The sequence below is a fragment of the Nocardia sp. 2TAF39 genome (assembly GCF_052114905.1).
GTDB lineage: Bacteria > Actinomycetota > Actinomycetes > Mycobacteriales > Mycobacteriaceae > Nocardia.
In genome coordinates this window covers 1-15,099 of record NZ_JBFRFQ010000060.1, presented here as the reverse complement: position 1 = coordinate 15,099, position 15,099 = coordinate 1, and the positions used below count along the sequence as shown (strand labels likewise).

Annotated in this window: 8 protein-coding genes; 4 read left to right on the top strand and 4 right to left on the bottom strand. The window is 67.0% G+C overall.

Going from position 1 to position 15,099, the window contains the following annotated elements:
• Window positions 1-17 precede the first annotated feature (17 nt).
• Window positions 18-2,615, top strand: a complete 2,598-nt coding sequence (locus tag AB4Z47_RS27475; RefSeq protein ID WP_441955045.1) for an ATP-binding protein — start codon at window positions 18-20, stop codon at window positions 2,613-2,615.
• Between the two features lie 159 nt (window positions 2,616-2,774).
• On the opposite strand, the gene AB4Z47_RS27470 is transcribed toward AB4Z47_RS27475, so the two are convergent.
• The 3 genes from AB4Z47_RS27470 to AB4Z47_RS27460 form a co-directional block, all read right to left on the bottom strand.
• Window positions 2,775-3,188, bottom strand: coding sequence for a PPOX class F420-dependent oxidoreductase (locus AB4Z47_RS27470; RefSeq protein ID WP_441955043.1), 414 nt, complete (start codon window positions 3,186-3,188; stop codon window positions 2,775-2,777).
• Between the two features lie 88 nt (window positions 3,189-3,276).
• Window positions 3,277-4,644, bottom strand: coding sequence for an aspartate aminotransferase family protein (locus AB4Z47_RS27465; protein WP_441955041.1), 1,368 nt, complete (start codon window positions 4,642-4,644; stop codon window positions 3,277-3,279).
• Window positions 4,645-4,675: 31 nt separating this feature from the next.
• Entirely contained in the window at window positions 4,676-6,166 is a 1,491-nt protein-coding gene (locus AB4Z47_RS27460) for a CoA-acylating methylmalonate-semialdehyde dehydrogenase (protein ID WP_441955039.1), read from the bottom strand.
• A 193-nt stretch (window positions 6,167-6,359) separates the two neighbouring features.
• Between AB4Z47_RS27460 and AB4Z47_RS27455 the strand changes: the two genes are divergently transcribed.
• Entirely contained in the window at window positions 6,360-7,922 is a 1,563-nt protein-coding gene (locus AB4Z47_RS27455; RefSeq protein WP_441955079.1) for a PucR family transcriptional regulator, read from the top strand.
• 287 nt (window positions 7,923-8,209) lie between these two features.
• The gene (locus AB4Z47_RS27450; protein WP_441955037.1) at window positions 8,210-11,722 is read left to right on the top strand and encodes a protein kinase domain-containing protein; all 3,513 of its coding nucleotides are present in this window, start codon (window positions 8,210-8,212) and stop codon (window positions 11,720-11,722) included.
• 442 nt (window positions 11,723-12,164) lie between these two features.
• On the opposite strand, the gene yaaA is transcribed toward AB4Z47_RS27450, so the two are convergent.
• Window positions 12,165-12,908 (bottom strand): peroxide stress protein YaaA, encoded by a 744-nt coding sequence (yaaA, locus tag AB4Z47_RS27445; RefSeq protein WP_441955077.1) that lies wholly within the window; start codon window positions 12,906-12,908, stop codon window positions 12,165-12,167.
• A 58-nt stretch (window positions 12,909-12,966) separates the two neighbouring features.
• On the opposite strand from yaaA, the gene AB4Z47_RS27440 reads away from it, so the two are divergent.
• On the top strand, window positions 12,967-14,724 hold the full coding sequence (locus tag AB4Z47_RS27440; protein ID WP_441955035.1) for a proline--tRNA ligase: 1,758 nt from the start codon (window positions 12,967-12,969) through the stop codon (window positions 14,722-14,724).
• Window positions 14,725-15,099 lie beyond the last annotated feature (375 nt).

The window sequence follows — 15,099 nt, the reverse complement described above, 5'->3', positions numbered from 1 at the left end:
TCTCGGTTCACGGTTTCGTGGGCCGGCATCGTGAGTTGGAGCAGATCAGCACCCTGCTACTGGGCCCGGCCCGGTTGATCACCCTGACCGGTGCGGGTGGGATCGGGAAGACCCGGCTGGCGGCCGAAGCGGTCGCCCGGTTCGGTAAGGCCGCGACCGGCGAGCTACGCGTGTACTGGGTGCGGTTGGCACGGTTGGCTACGGGCGCGGACAGGACCGCGGTCGAAGAAGAAATCGCCCACGTGGTGATCGAGGCCGACTTCTCCGGACGCTCGGCCCAAGTGGCCCTCCTCGACACCCTTACCCGGACCGATCCGGCCGGACATGTCCCTCGCACGGTGCTGGTTCTGGACAACTGCGAGCATGTCCTCGCCGGGGTCGCCGACCTGATCTCCGGTCTGCTCGACGCGGCACCGGAGCTGACCGTGGTGGCCACCAGCCGCGAACCCGTCGGCTGGCCCGACGAACACCTGATCACCGTCCCACCTCTGTCCAGAGACCATGCTGTGGCGTTGTTTCGGCACCGCGCCGAACTCACCGGCCACACCATCACCAGCGCAGAACACACCGCCACGGCCGCCGAGATCTGCGACCACATCGACAACCACCCCCTCTACATCCAGTTGGCGGCCGCACGACTGCGCCGTCAACCACTGGCGATGATCCTGCAAGGACTCACCGGCCACGCTGACGACACGCGACTGCGCTGGTCCCACGGCCCCTACGGGGGCACCGAACCCCGGCATCGAGCGGTCACCGACGTCATCACCTGGTCCTACGACCTGTGCAGCGACAAGGAACGGCTGCTCTTCGATCGGCTGTCGGTGTTCGCCGCGGGCTATGCCACCAACCCTGACGACACCGACAACAAGGTCATATTGGACGTGGGAGCCGACCTCGGCGCCATCGAAACCATCTGCTCCGACACCACCATCACCGACAACGGCGAGAACAGCGACCACGACGACAGCGCAACCGACTACGACAACGGCGGTGATGCTGGTGTGGTGTTGGCTCGTCATGAGGTCGAGGGTGTCCTCGACCGTCTGGTCGATCAGTCGTTGGTGTCGGTGCACATGACATCCACGACGGTGCGGTATTCCCTGGTGGAGAGCCTGCGGGTGTTCGCACAGCACCGGCTGCGCCTGCGCGTCACGGACGAGGTGGATGAATCCGCCCGGATGGCCGACCGGCACCGACACTACTACCACGACAAAGTCGCTCACGCCGCAGCCCACTGGTTCCGCCCGGAAGAACAGGGTCTGCTGGACTGGGTCCGAATAGCCTGGGCCAACATCGCGACCGCGATCGAAACCAGCATAAGCACCCCCGGCCAGGCCAGCATCGGCCTGGAAATCTGCCTCGGGCTCGCTGCCCTGGGAACGGTCGGCGCCGGCGGCGCGGTAGGAGAATTGCGGCGCTGGATCCAACGTAGCCTCGACGCCACCCGGGCTGCGGCCTCGCAACCCACCGACCTGCAGATCGAAGCCATGGCCGCCATCGGCATGCTCGCTTTGCTTCAGGGCTGTCCCGGGGATGCCGAGCGGATGCTCGAGGACTGTGTTGCCGCTTGCGTTCCCGACCCGGACAGTAGACGGAACTGGCGGGACACCCCCGAGATCGATCTCGGCCTGCCCGCCTCCGTCGAATACGCGTGGGGGATAGAGCTGCTGTTCGCTCGTCGCGATGCCCGCGCCGTCACCGTCTACACCCGCGCCCGGGACAAATTCGACGCTATCGGCAACTATGTCGCCGCGTCGCGAAGCGAAGCGGGCGCGGGTGCGGCCGCGGGTCTGGTGGGAACCGCGCACCAAGCCTACGAGATCACCCGGCGCTACTGCGACCGCGCGAACGTTTCCGGAGTGTTGTGGGAAAAATGCATGGCCGAACTCGTCATGGCGACCACCTTGACCATGCACGGCGGCGATCCGACCGAGGCGTTGGCTCTCGAACGGAACTCGCTGACCTATCAACTCGCCGTCGGTGATCAGTGGGTCGGATGGATGGTGGTGGAGTTTCGGATGTGGTCGTTGGCGCGCTTGATCACCGATGCGATCGCTGCCGGAAACCCCGACCACCGCAGGCTGATCGCGCTGGCCACCGAGATCGCCCGCTCGGCAGGCGGGGCCAAAACCCTGCGAACCAGACTCGGCATCAACCTCGAACAGATGGGCCCGTTCGCCGATGAATCCGACAACGCTATTGATGTCGCCTGTCGGGTGCTCGGAACCGCCGCCTTCGCTGCGGCGGAAGCGCAGGGTTCACGGTTGCGTCCGGAACACAACGAGTTACAGCGGCTCGCCTTGGGCACGTTGACCGTCGACACCCCATCGGGCAAGCCCATCACCTCGCGGTGGGACGAGTTGACTCCTGCCGAGCGGCAGGTCGCCATCCTGGCCACGGCCGGATGGACCAACCTCGCCATTGCCGTCCGCCGCGGGAAATCGGCCAGAACCATTGACGCCCAAATGGCCGCAATCCTGCAAAAACTGGGCATCACCTCCCGCCAAGACATCATCCACCACATCCCCAAAGACATCATCGAACAAGTCCGCACCGAAACCGTTCGACGACCACAACGAAACACCCGCAAACCACAACCACACCCACAATAAAGACGGCCCCCACCACAACCACCAACTCACGTAGCGATGGGGTCGCCCACCCGGCTCCGAAACATCCGCCGCGCCACCCACCTCGACGTTGGCAAATCCACCGTCAAACCTGCCGCCGCGTCAGCAGCGGCAGGGTACACGACAAGCTGAGCCCGCGGACTACATCCGGCCCGCGACCTTGCGCGGCGTCACCCGGACGATGACGCGCGGTCCGTCGTGTACCGAGGCAGGGTTGAAGTCCAGGTACTTCCGGCCGGTGTACTTCAGCGAAAGTTCGTCGGGCAGGTACTTGTCCGGATCCGGCGTGAGCGTCGCGTTGCCGCGGATCTCCGCGTACACATACGGATTGTCCGGTGGGTTGATCAGCACCGTGATCCGCGGGTCGCGTGCGAGATTCTTGCCCTGCTGGCGATCGGTGGTGGTGGAGAACAACAGATCGTCGCCGTCGCGCTTGATCCAGATCACGGTCAGGTGCGGCTGCCCGTTCGGCCCGATCGTGGCCGCGGTGGCGAACACGCGCTCCTCGTCCAGGTACTTCTTCAGGTCATCGGAAAGAACAGCGGTACTGGTCACGTTCTGAGCGAACAATCAGGTGCGCCAAGGCATTCCCGCTGACTCGTCCGATCGACCAGGCCCGCATAGGAGAGTCGACACCAAACGTTCACACCGTATGCCGGTCGGCCACCGTCAACGCATGGTCGAGGATGGCCAGGCCCTCCTTCGCCTCGGTCTCGGAGATCACGCAGGGCGGGACGACATGCAGCCGGTTGAAGTTCACGAACAGCAGCAGACCGGCCGCGCGGCACGCGGCGACAACCTCGGCCATCGCCGGACTCGTCCCACCGTACGGGGCAAGCGGTTCGCGGGTGGACTGGTCGCGGACAAGCTCCAGCGCCCAGAACACCCCCGCGCCGCGCACCTCGCCGATGCTGGGATGCCGCTGCTCGAGTTCGCGCAGGCCGGGGCCGAGCACGCGCGTGCCGATGTCGGCGGCGTTCTGCACAATCCGCTCATCACGCATCGCGGTGATGGTCGCCACCGCCGCGGCCGCGGCAAGCGGATGCCCGGAGTAGGTGAGTCCGCCGGGGTACGGACGGTCGGCGAAGGTCGCGGCGATGGCCGAGCTGATCGCGACACCGCCCAGCGGCACGTATCCCGAGTTCACGCCCTTGGCGAAGGTGAGCAGATCAGGGACAACCCCCTCGAAATGCTCGATGGCGAACCACTTTCCGGTGCGGCCGAAACCGGACATCACCTCGTCGGCGATGAACACGATCCCGTACCGGTCGCACAAGGCCCGCACCCCGGCCAGGTATCCGGGTGGCGGAACCATGATTCCCGCGGTGCCGGGGATGGATTCGAGCACGATCGCCGCGATGGTCGCCGGGCCCTCGAACGCGATGGTCTGCTCGAGATGCGCGAGCGCGCGCTCGGTCTCCTCGGCTTCGGTCGTCGCATGGAACTGCGTGCGGTATCGGAACGGGCCGAAGAAGTGCACCACACCGCTGACGCCGTGGTCGTTGGGCCAGCGGCGCGGGTCGCCCGTGAGGTTGATCGCGGTCTCGGTGCCGCCGTGATACGAGCGGTAGCGCGCGAGCACCTTGTAGCGCCCGGTGTGCAACCGGGCCATCCGCACCGCGTGCTCGACGGCGTCGGCGCCGCCGTTGGTGAAGAAGATCCGGTCGAGGTCGCCGGGGGTCCGCTCGGCGATGAGCCGCGCTGCTTCGGAGCGGGCGTCGTTGACGTGCTGCGGTGCTACGGTGCACAGCTTCGCCGCCTGCTCCTGGACCGCAGCGACGACTTTCGGATGCTGGTGGCCGATGTTGGTGTTCACCAGCTGAGAGGAGAAGTCGAGCAGCCGGTTGCCGTCGCCGTCCCACACGTAGCAACCCTGGGCCGCGGTGATCGTCATCGGGTCCACATGCGCCTGCGCGGACCAAGAGTGGAAAACGTGTCTGCGGTCGAGCTCGCAGGCCCGTGCGGCCGCGGCGCGTGCGTCGTCGGGGGTCAGGCCGTTCGGAAGGGTCATCGCCGAGTTCTCCTGCGTCGCCGGGGGATACCTACTTGTTCTGCGGGAACCCGAGGTTCAGCCCGCCGTGGCTCGGGTCCAGCCAGCGGGTGGTGACCGCCTTGCCGCGGGTGAAGAACTGCACGCCGTCGGTGCCGTGCGCGTGCGCGTCGCCGAACAGCGAGTTCTTCCAGCCACCGAAGCCGTAGTAGGACATGGGAACCGGGATCGGCACGTTGATCCCGACCATGCCGACCTCCACCTCGTTGTGGAAGCGCCGGGCCGCGCCGCCGTCGTTGGTGAAGAGTGCGGTGCCGTTGCCGTAGGGGTTGGCGTTGACCAGGGCGAGTGCGTCGTCGTAGCTGTCGACCCGCACGATCGACAGGACAGGGCCGAAGATCTCGTCGGTGTAGACGCTCATATCCGTGTCGACGTGGTCGAGAATCGTCGGTCCGAGCCAGAACCCGTCGGCCGCGCCGTCGGCTTCGACGCCGCGGCCGTCCAGAACCACTGTGGCACCGGCGGTTTCACCTGCCGCGATGTAGTCCGCGACCCGGTCGCGGTGTGCGCGGGTGACCAGCGGGCCCATGTCGGCCGCGCGGGTGCCGTCGCCGGTCTTGATGGTCCCGGCCCGCTCGGCGATCTTGCCGACCAGCTCGTCGGCCGCGCCGCCGACGGCGACCACCACGCTGATCGCCATGCATCGCTCGCCCGCGGAGCCGAACCCGGCGTTCACCGCGGCGTCGGCGGCCAGGTCCAGATCGGCGTCCGGTAGCACCACCATGTGGTTCTTCGCGCCGCCGAGCGCCTGCACCCGCTTGCCTGCCGCGGTGCCACGCTGGTAGACGTACCGCGCGATCGGCGTGGAGCCCACGAACGAGACGGCCTTGACGCCCGGGTTGTCCAGCAGCTCGTCGACCGCGACCTTGTCGCCCTGCAGCACGGTGAAAACCCCTGCGGGCAAATCGGCTTCGTCCCACAGCCGGGCGAGCCACAGCGAGGCCGACGGGTCCTTCTCACTGGGCTTGAGCACCACCGTGTTGCCCGCGGCGATGGCGAGGGGGAAGAACCACATCGGCACCATTGCGGGGAAGTTGAACGGGGAGATCACCGCGACCGGGCCCAGCGGCTGGCGGAGGGAAAAAATGTCCACCTTCGTCGAGGCGTTCTCGGTGTAGCCGCCTTTGAGCAGGTGTGGCACGCCGCAGGCGAATTCGACGACCTCCAGACCGCGACTCACCTCGCCCATGGCATCGGCCAGCACCTTGCCGTGCTCGGCCGTGATCAGGTGCGCGAGTTCTTCCTTGCGTTCGTTGAGCAGTTCGCGGAAGCGGAACATGATCTGGGTGCGCCGGGCCAGCGAGGTGTCCCGCCAGGCCGGGAATGCCGCGGCCGCCGAGTCGATCGCCGCCCGGGTGTCCGCCACGTTCGCCAGCGCGACCTGTCCGGTCACCGCGCCGGTCGCCGGGTTGGTCACCGGTGCCGTCGTCTCGCTGCTGCCCACGAAAGCCTTGCCGTCGAGCCAGTGCGCGATGGTCTGCATATCTCCTCGATTCGATAGTGAGCGTTGGCGGTGCCGTCTCGTCGTCACGTGCGGCGGTCCGGTGGAACGGCGCGAAGTCGGTGGATACCACTCTGCGGTATCAAGCCTTCCCGATGACCTGACGATCTGTCTGTGTTTTGGCCTCGTGTATTACGATTCGTCGGTGGTTCCCTCGGTGGCCGACGTGTTGGCGATGCCGGTGGTCCGCGCCGGTGAACCCGAGGTCGTCGGCGGGGGATCGCTGGCTCGGCCGGTGCGCTGGGTGCACGTCAGCGAACTGGCGGACGTGGCACAGCTACTGGTCGGCGGCGAGCTCATCCTGACGACCGGGCAGGCGATGAGCCACGGCGACGCGGCGACCGAGGAGTATTTGACGGCGCTGGCGGCGGCAGGGGTGTCCGGGCTGGTGGTCGAGCTCGGCGGATACGTGCCCGCGCTGTCTTCCCGGGTCGCCGCGACCGCCGACGCGCTGGGGCTTCCGTTGATCGCGCTGCATCGGCTCACCCGGTTCGTGGAGATCACCGAAGCGGTGCACCGGGTGATCGTCGCCGAGCAATACGCGGAACTCGAATTCGCGCGCACCGTGCACGAGACATTCACCGAGCTCAGCGTCCGCCGCGCCGCGCTGGCCGAGATCGTGCAGACTGCGGCGCACATGCTCGACGCCGCGGTGGTGCTGGAGGACCTGACACACCGGGTGCTCGCGTTGACCGCGCGCCACGCGTCCACCTCGACGCTGCTGGAGAACTGGGAGACCACCTCGCGCCTGCTGCCCGATGACTGGGACGCAGTGGCCGTCGGCCCGCACACCCAGCGGTGGGGGCGGCTGCTCCTGCGTTCCGACGGGGTGCCGACCGTGCGGGCGCGCATGGTGCTGGAGCGCGCCGCGCAGACGCTGACGCTGCACCGCATGATCGAGAAGGACCGGTTCGGCCTGCACCGGCAGGCACAGACCGGGCTGATCGACGACATGGTCAACGGCAGGCTGCACGAGCGCGACGCCCGGGCACGGGCCGCCGCGCTGGGATTGGCCCGCCGGGCCGCCTACGTTCCGCTCGCCGTCGATGTCGCAGCGGCGGCCGAGACCGATCCGGTCGCCGGACAGCGCCGCGCGGTCGGCATCCTGGACGCGGTGACACACGGACTCGGTCTGGCGAAGATGACCGCGCTGGCCGTCGCCGACCAAGGGGACCGAATCGCCATGATCCTCGCGCTGCCGCGGACCGATGAGCCGGACGAGAAGCTGGCAGCGGTATGCACCGCGATCCTCGGTGAGGTGCGGCGGGTCGACGGGGTGCGGCGGGTGGTGATCGGCGCAGGGGCCGCGTCGGATTCGCTGCTGGACACCGCCCATGAGCTGCCGCACGCCGCGCACGTCGCGGAAGTCGCGCTGTCGCTCGGGAGTTCGGCGCCGCGACCGTTCTATCGCAGCGGCGACGTGCGATTGCGCGGGCTGTTGTCGCTGATCCGCGACGAACCGGGTGTGCAGCGTTTCGCCGAGACCGAACTGAGCGCGCTACTGCGCTACGACCTCCGCCACGACGCCGACCTGACCCGAACTCTGCGCCAGTTCCTCGACTTGGCGGGCAACAAGACCCAACTCGCCCGCCGACTCAGCGTCAGCAGGCCCACCCTCTACGAGCGACTGGCCCGCATCGAACGCATCCTCGACATCGACCTCGGCGACGGCGAATCACGCACCTCCCTGCACACCGCCCTGTTGATCCGCGATCTGACGGCGGCCGACAGGCCATGAGCCGACCACGTCTGCTCCCAGAATTGGAGAACCGGGAGCCGAGCCCGCTGCACAGATCCCTGCGGACAAGATCATTGTCATCTGCTACGACCAGCACATCGATTTCGGCATACGCGCCTGTCCGGACCCGATTCCCGATGTCAGAGCATTGCGGCGGGCCACCTGGAGGGCGCTCGAATCGAACCGCAGCCGTAAGGACAGTTCCCCCCGATCCGCCCCGGTTCGGTGGTTCGCCGGGGATAAGCTGGGGAAGGTAGCGCGGCAGCACCCCGACACAGAGCAAGGCGATGGCGGACCGAGATCCATTCGCGACGCAGAGTGACCGGCCTCCAGATATCGACAAGGAACTGGCAGGTACGGGTCTCGACGGTCCGCGGCAGATCGGGCGGGGTGGTTTCGGGGTGGTCTACCGGTGTAGGCAGCGGGCGTTGAACCGGGATGTCGCGGTCAAGGTTTTGCTGGCGTCGGGGGATCTCTGGCCGGAGAATTTCGAGCGGTTCCTGCGTGAGCAGCGGGCGATGGGTGCTTTGTCCGGTCATCCGAATATCGTGCACATCCTGCAGGTCGGTACGACTGGTAGTGGTCGCCCCTATCTGGTGATGCCGTATCACTCGCATGGCTCGTTGGAAGATCGTATTCGCCGTGAGGGACGGCTGCCGCTCGGCGACGCGGTCGGGATCACGGTCAAGTTGGCCGGTGCGCTGGAGACGGCGCATCGGGCCGGGATTCTGCACCGCGATATCAAGCCGGGAAATGTGTTGCTCACCGATTATGGCGAGCCGCAGCTCACCGATTTCGGGATCGCCCGTATCGAAGGCGGTTTCCAGACGACCACCGGCGTGATCACCGGCTCACCCGCGTTCACCGCTCCCGAGGTACTGCGTTCCGGGAATCCGTCGGTAGCGTCCGATGTTTACGGGCTGGGTGCCACATTGTTTTGCATGATCACCGGCCACGCCGCGTTCGAGCGCCGCTCGGGTGAGCAGGTGGTCGCGCAGTTTTTGCGGATCGCTGCCGAGCCGCTGCCGGACCTGCGGCCCGACGGTATGCCCGATGACTTCTGCGCGGCCATCGAGGCCAGTATGTCGCACGATCCGGCGCGGCGGCCGCGGTCGGCCGCGGAGTTCGGTGAGTTGCTGCGCGGTGTCGAGGGCGCCCATGGTATGCCGGTGCAGGACATGACGGTGCGTGCCGACGACCACGGTGACCTGACGTCGCCTGCGGAGGACATCGACGCACCGCGATCGGTTCCTACCGGCCGGTCACTGTCGCAGAGGTTCACGACGCCACCCACCCCCGAAACCAGGTTCCGCCCGGCGATGTCGGCGCGGGCGTTGGTGCATCGCGGCAGACTGATCGAGCGATTGCGGGCTGCTTCGCGGCCGCGGTTGACTGTCATCCATGCTCCCGCCGGGTTCGGTAAGAGCACTTTGGCCGCGCAGTGGGCGGAATGCCTTGCCGGGGAGCAAAAGGTGGCGGTCGCGTGGTTGAACGCAGATCGCGACGACAACAACGTCGTGTGGTTCCTGCTGCATCTGATCGAGGCGATTCACCGGGTGCGTCCGGCACTGGTCCCTGAGCTGGACCGGACGCTCGAGGAACGAGGTGCGCAGGCCACTCGTTATGCGCTCACCACATTGATCAACGACATTCATGAGCACCACGAACGCGTGGCTGTGGTCATCGACGACTGGCATCGGGTGACCGATTCCGCGGCGACCGCGGCCTTGCGGTTCCTGCTGGAGAACGGTTGTCATCATCTGCAGATCATTGTCACCAGCAGGTCCTCGGAGGGTTTGCCGCTGGCGACTATGGGTGTGCGTAACGAGCTGGTCGAAATAGATTCCAGTGCTTTGCGTTTCGACGCTCCTGAGGCGGGCTCGTTTCTAGTGGAACTGGGTGGTCTGTCCTTGGACGACGGTGAGGTCGCCGAGCTGCGCGAGAGTACCGAAGGCTGGGTCGCGGCGTTGCAGCTCGCGTCGCTGTCGCTGCGCGGACATCACGACCCCGGCACGCTGATCAGCCATATATCGGGGCGTCATCACGCGATTGCCGAGTATCTCGCAGAGAACGTGCTCGACACCACGGATCCGGTGTTGCTGGCAGCTCTGTTGGAGACCTCGCTGCCGGAAAAGATCTGCGGCGGCCTCGCCGCCGCGTTGACCGGGCAGCGGCATGGGCAGGCGTTGCTGGAGAGTATCGAGCGGCGGAATCTGTTCCTGCGTCGTATCGATGAGGACGGTGAATGGTTCCGCTATCACCACTTGTTCGTGGAATTCCTGCGTCAGCGGCTCGCGCGTGACCGCCCCGATCAGGTGGACGAACTGCACCGCACCGCCGCCACCTGGTTCGGCGAGCACGGGATGATCAGCGAGGCCATCGATCACGCCCTGGCCTGCGGCGACGACGAACACGCAGTAGATCTCGTCGAGAAACGGTCCATGGACCACGTCGCGGATGCCCGATTCGCGACCCTGCTCGGCCTGGTCGCGAAGCTGCCGTCGCCGCTCGTGGCGACCCGTCCGCGTCTGCAACTCGCCCTCGCCTGGACATATACGCTGCTGCGTCGACCCACCGAGCTGAACACCGCACTGCGGCTCGCGCGCGCGTCGATCGAGGGGACCGGCTCCGATCTCGCGGCCGAAGCAGCCCTGATCGAGAGCACCGGCAGGGCGATGATCGACCATATCGAGGGCGTAGACGCTGTAGTGGCCGATTGCCTGTCCAGAACCGACACGTTGAGCCCGTGGGCACTGGGTGCTGCCGCAAGCACCGCGGCGTATCTGGCCTTCCGCCGTTTCGAGTTCGATCAAGTAAGCGCGTGGTTCGACTGGGCCGCTCCGTACCAGCAGCAGATCGGCGGCACGTTCAGCCAGATAATCACCTACAGCTTCTCCGGCCTCGCGGCCCGTGAACAGCTCGACGTCTCCGCCGCCGAGCACAGTTTCCGCAAGGCTCGCCAGATCGCCACGAGTTCCTCCAGTTACCAGTCCTACCCGGCGCTGGCTGATGCGCTGCTCGGCGAGCTGCTCTACGAACGCGATCAGCTCGATGAGGCCGAGCAACTGCTGGATGGAGTCAGTGGTCTCGGAATCGAAGGCGGCCCGGTGGAATTCATGATGGCCACCTATGCGACCGGCGCTCGGATCAAAGCACTGCGCGGTGATCTCGATGCCGCGGCGCAACGCCTGGACAAAGGTGCGAGGACCGCCAAAGCGCTTGCTGTGCCGCGCCTGGCCGCTCGTATCACCAACGAGCGGATCCGCCTCGGGCTCACGACCACCACAACGTCGGCCATCGAGGTACCCGACCGGGCAGGCGCTGCCCGCCCTGCAATGGCCACGGCTGAAAACGGCATAGCGATCCTGACTGCCGAGCTGATGGAGGATTCCGCGATACGTGTGCTGCTACGTGACCGGATCCCCGCCCAGGTCGCCACCGCCTGCGAACGCTCCACACGGTTGCGCGATTCCATCGATGCTGCTCGTCGCCCACGGGCAGCGCTACACGCTCAACTGCTGCTCGCGTCCTGCCTTGCGGCGGCCGGACAGACCGACGACGCCAAGTACGCACTCGTGCCGGCCGTCGCCACCTGCGCCGACACCGGCCTGATCCGGCCACTGCGCGACGAAGGACCCTGGATCACCTTCCTGCTTCACGCCCTGGAACACGATCTGCGCGAAGGTCGGTGGCACCCCAGCTGGCCGAGGATCCCACACGCTTTCCTCACAGTGGTCCTGGACGATCCACAACGGCATCCTCCGGCGCCACGCACACCGGAGGATGCCGACCAGCGATAGCGGTTGTCGGGCCGAGACGCCGTCGACCGTATCGACAACGATTCGCGCAGCAGTGCGGCGCGAGTGCCGGCGACCCGATCCGGTTCCCGGTTCCCGGTTCGAGTCTTGCCATGTCTAGTTGTTTTGTTTCAGTCGGGATCCATAGCGCGGCCCACGGCTCGATCCGGCCGAACTCGCCTGCTCCGGTGTTCCAGCGACGGGTGCAGCGCATGGCCCGGCAGGATCCGGCGATCAGTTTGTCCGCCAGTGCAGCGAGAAACGAGCGAACAGTTTCGAACCGCAACCCGTCCTCGACGGACATCCCATACCTGCGGCGAAAGGCGACGGAAGGTGAGATCGAGCACGTGTTGTTCGGCAGCGGTGAGCGTTGGCCGCGGACGCGGCGGCGGACACGCCTCGTACCCAACGCTCACCGCCGTCGGTGACTGAACCGCAACCGCGCTCAGGTGATGACGAGAAGCTCGGTGGGTGAGGCGATCTCGGCCCGCAACCCAGCCTTGGCCGCCACCCGTGCGACGCTGCGGACGTCGGTCGGTTCGGCCCTGGTGAGCACGAGGGCGCGGGCCAGCAGGCCCTTGTGGTGCTTGTTGAAGTGACTCACCACCGTGCGGGACCCGTCGGGGTGCTCGGTGAGCACATTCGCGGTGATGGCGCCAGGAACGCGGCCCAGCTGTTGGTAGGTGCCGGAGCGCAGGTCGACTACGAGTTCGCCCGCGGCCTCGGCGTGCAGCGCGTCGCCCAGCGCGTCGCGCCAGACCGCCGAAAGGGTCGGCAGCCCAGGCAGTTTGGAGCCGCCGGAGAGCCGGTAGGCCGGAATCGGGTCACCCGCGCGGACCGCGCCGAACAGGGCCGAACCGATACCGAGCCGGGCATACGCCTTGGCTCGTTGGGCCCTCGTGAACGAGCCCGCGTCGAGCGCGTCGTAGAGGACGCCGGTGTAGCGCTCCAGCGCGGGCCGGGTCGGTGACGTGCGCAACGCCGCATTGCGGGCGATCTCGCCAGCAGCCCCCTTACCGAGCCCCAGGGCCGAGCGGGCGTTGTCCGGGTCGGCTGCCAGGCGCACCACCTCGTCGACCAAGCGTGCGCGCACCGCTGTGAGTTGCGGCATAGCCAAGGACCCCAGGGCGAGGGGTGCGCCCGCGCCGCCGTCGGATTTGGTTTCGGAAGGAGGCAGCAGCACCAGCACGAACGAATACGGTAATGCGCTGTCAACAGCATCCGGTAGGCGACTACCCTGTGCTTCCGTGATCACCCGCCTCTCCCGCCTGTTCCTGCGAACTCTCCGCGACGATCCCGCCGACGCCGAGGTACCGAGCCACAAACTCTTGGTGCGTGCCGGCTATGTGCGCCGCGTCGCCCCGGGTGTCTACTCCTGGCTGCCGCTGGGCCTACGGGTGCTGCGCAAGGTCGCGGACGTGGTGCGTGAAGAGATGGACGCGATCGGCGCCCAGGAGATCTCGCTACCCGCGCTGCTGCCGCGGGACCCGTACGAGACGACCAACCGGTGGACCGAGTACGGCGACGGTCTTTTCCGGTTGCAGGACCGCAAGGGCGCGGACTATTTGCTCGGCCCGACCCACGAGGAGCTGTTCGCGCTCACCGTGAAGGGCGAGTACAGCTCGTACAAGGATCTTCCGGTCACGCTGTACCAGATCCAGACCAAGTACCGCGACGAGGAGCGCCCCCGCGCGGGCATCCTGCGCGGGCGTGAGTTCGTCATGAAGGACTCCTACTCCTTCGATCTGAGCGAGGACGGACTGAAGGCGAGCTACGACGCACATCGTGAGGCCTACCAGCGCATCTTCGATCGGCTGCGGGTCAAGTACGTCATCGTCGCGGCAACCTCGGGTGCGATGGGCGGCAGTGCGTCGGAGGAGTTTCTGGCCGATAGCCCTGTCGGCGAGGACACTTACGTGCGCTGCCTCGATTCGGGTTACGCGGCCAATGTGGAGGCGGTGGTCACGCCCGCTCCCGCGCCGTTGCCGATCGAAGGACTGCCCGCGGCCGTCGTGCACGACACCCCCGGCACCCCGACCATCGCGACCCTGGTCGACTGGGCCAACAGCGCGGGCATCGGCGAGCGCTACGGTCGCCAGGTCACCGCGTCCGACACACTGAAGAACGTCATGGTGAAGCTGCGCCACCCGGACGGCAAGACCGAGATCCTCGGCATCGGGGTCCCCGGCGATCGCGAGGTCGACGACAAGCGCCTGGGTGCCTCCGTCGAGCCGGCCGAGGTCGAGTTGCTCACCGAAGCCGACTTCGCCGAGAGCCCATTCCTGGTGAAGGGCTACATCGGCCCGAAGGCGCTGCAGGCCAACGGTGTTCGCTACCTGGTCGATCCCCGCGTCGGCACCGGCACGACGTGGATCACCGGCGCAGACCAGCCGGGCAAGCATGTCGTCGGCCTGGTCGCCGGTCGTGACTTCACGCCCGACGGCACCATCGAGGCCGCCGAGGTCCGCGACGGCGATCCCTCACCGGACGGGCGCGGCACCCTGGTGTCGGCGCGCGGCATCGAGATCGGCCACATCTTCCAGCTCGGCAACAAGTACACCGACGCGTTCGAGGTGGACGTGCTGGGCGAGAACGGCAAGCCGGTGCGGCTCACCATGGGCTCTTACGGCATCGGCGTCTCGCGCATGGTCGCGGTGATCGCCGAGCAGCAGCACGACGACAAGGGGCTGCGCTGGCCCGCTGAGGTCGCGCCGTACGACGTGCACGTCGTCATCGCGAACAAGGACGACGCGGCGCGCGCGGGGGCCGAAGAGGTGGTGGCCGGGCTGCACTCCCACGGCCTGGACGTGCTCTTCGACGACCGCACTGCCTCGCCCGGCGTCAAGTTCAAGGACGCCGAGCTGCTCGGCATACCGTTGGTCCTGGTCATCGGCCGCGGCTGGGCAGAGGGCAAGGTCGAACTGCGCGACCGTTTCACCGGCGAGGCGGAAGAGATATCCGCCGCCTCGGCGGTGGACGCGGTGGTGGCCAAAGCCCGTCGCTGACTGTTCCGCCTCTCCGGGTATTCAGGCCGTACCAGTCAGGTGTGGGGAAAGTTGCGCTCAGGTCCTGATGCAACCGGTGGTTGCCGACATGCCTGCGGCCTTGGCCGCTGGTGAGGCCATCGCCCACCGGGCCCATCCGGGCCCATCGGCGGCCGAGTATTCACCGGATTCGCTCGATTGGGTATCGCGTCTTCGGGTAGGCCCATGGCATGGAGCTATTGGTGATCATCGGACTCGCGGTGTTGGTCAGTGCGGTGAATTTATCTCGCAAACACTCGGGCAAGCACCCTGATTCACCTGAAGCACCCGGAAACGACGACGATAGGTCACGCTAATCCTCGATCCACCGACACGGCGTAGTGGTGTGGTGGGGGG

Coding starts and splice junctions, on each gene's coding strand:
- AB4Z47_RS27465 (WP_441955041.1), bottom strand. CDS start 4,644: ATGACCCTTCCGAACGGCCTGACCCCCGACGACGCACGCGCCGCGGCC.
- AB4Z47_RS27460 (WP_441955039.1), bottom strand. CDS start 6,166: ATGCAGACCATCGCGCACTGGCTCGACGGCAAGGCTTTCGTGGGCAGC.
- AB4Z47_RS27455 (WP_441955079.1), top strand. CDS start 6,360: ATGCCGGTGGTCCGCGCCGGTGAACCCGAGGTCGTCGGCGGGGGATCG.
- AB4Z47_RS27450 (WP_441955037.1), top strand. CDS start 8,210: ATGGCGGACCGAGATCCATTCGCGACGCAGAGTGACCGGCCTCCAGAT.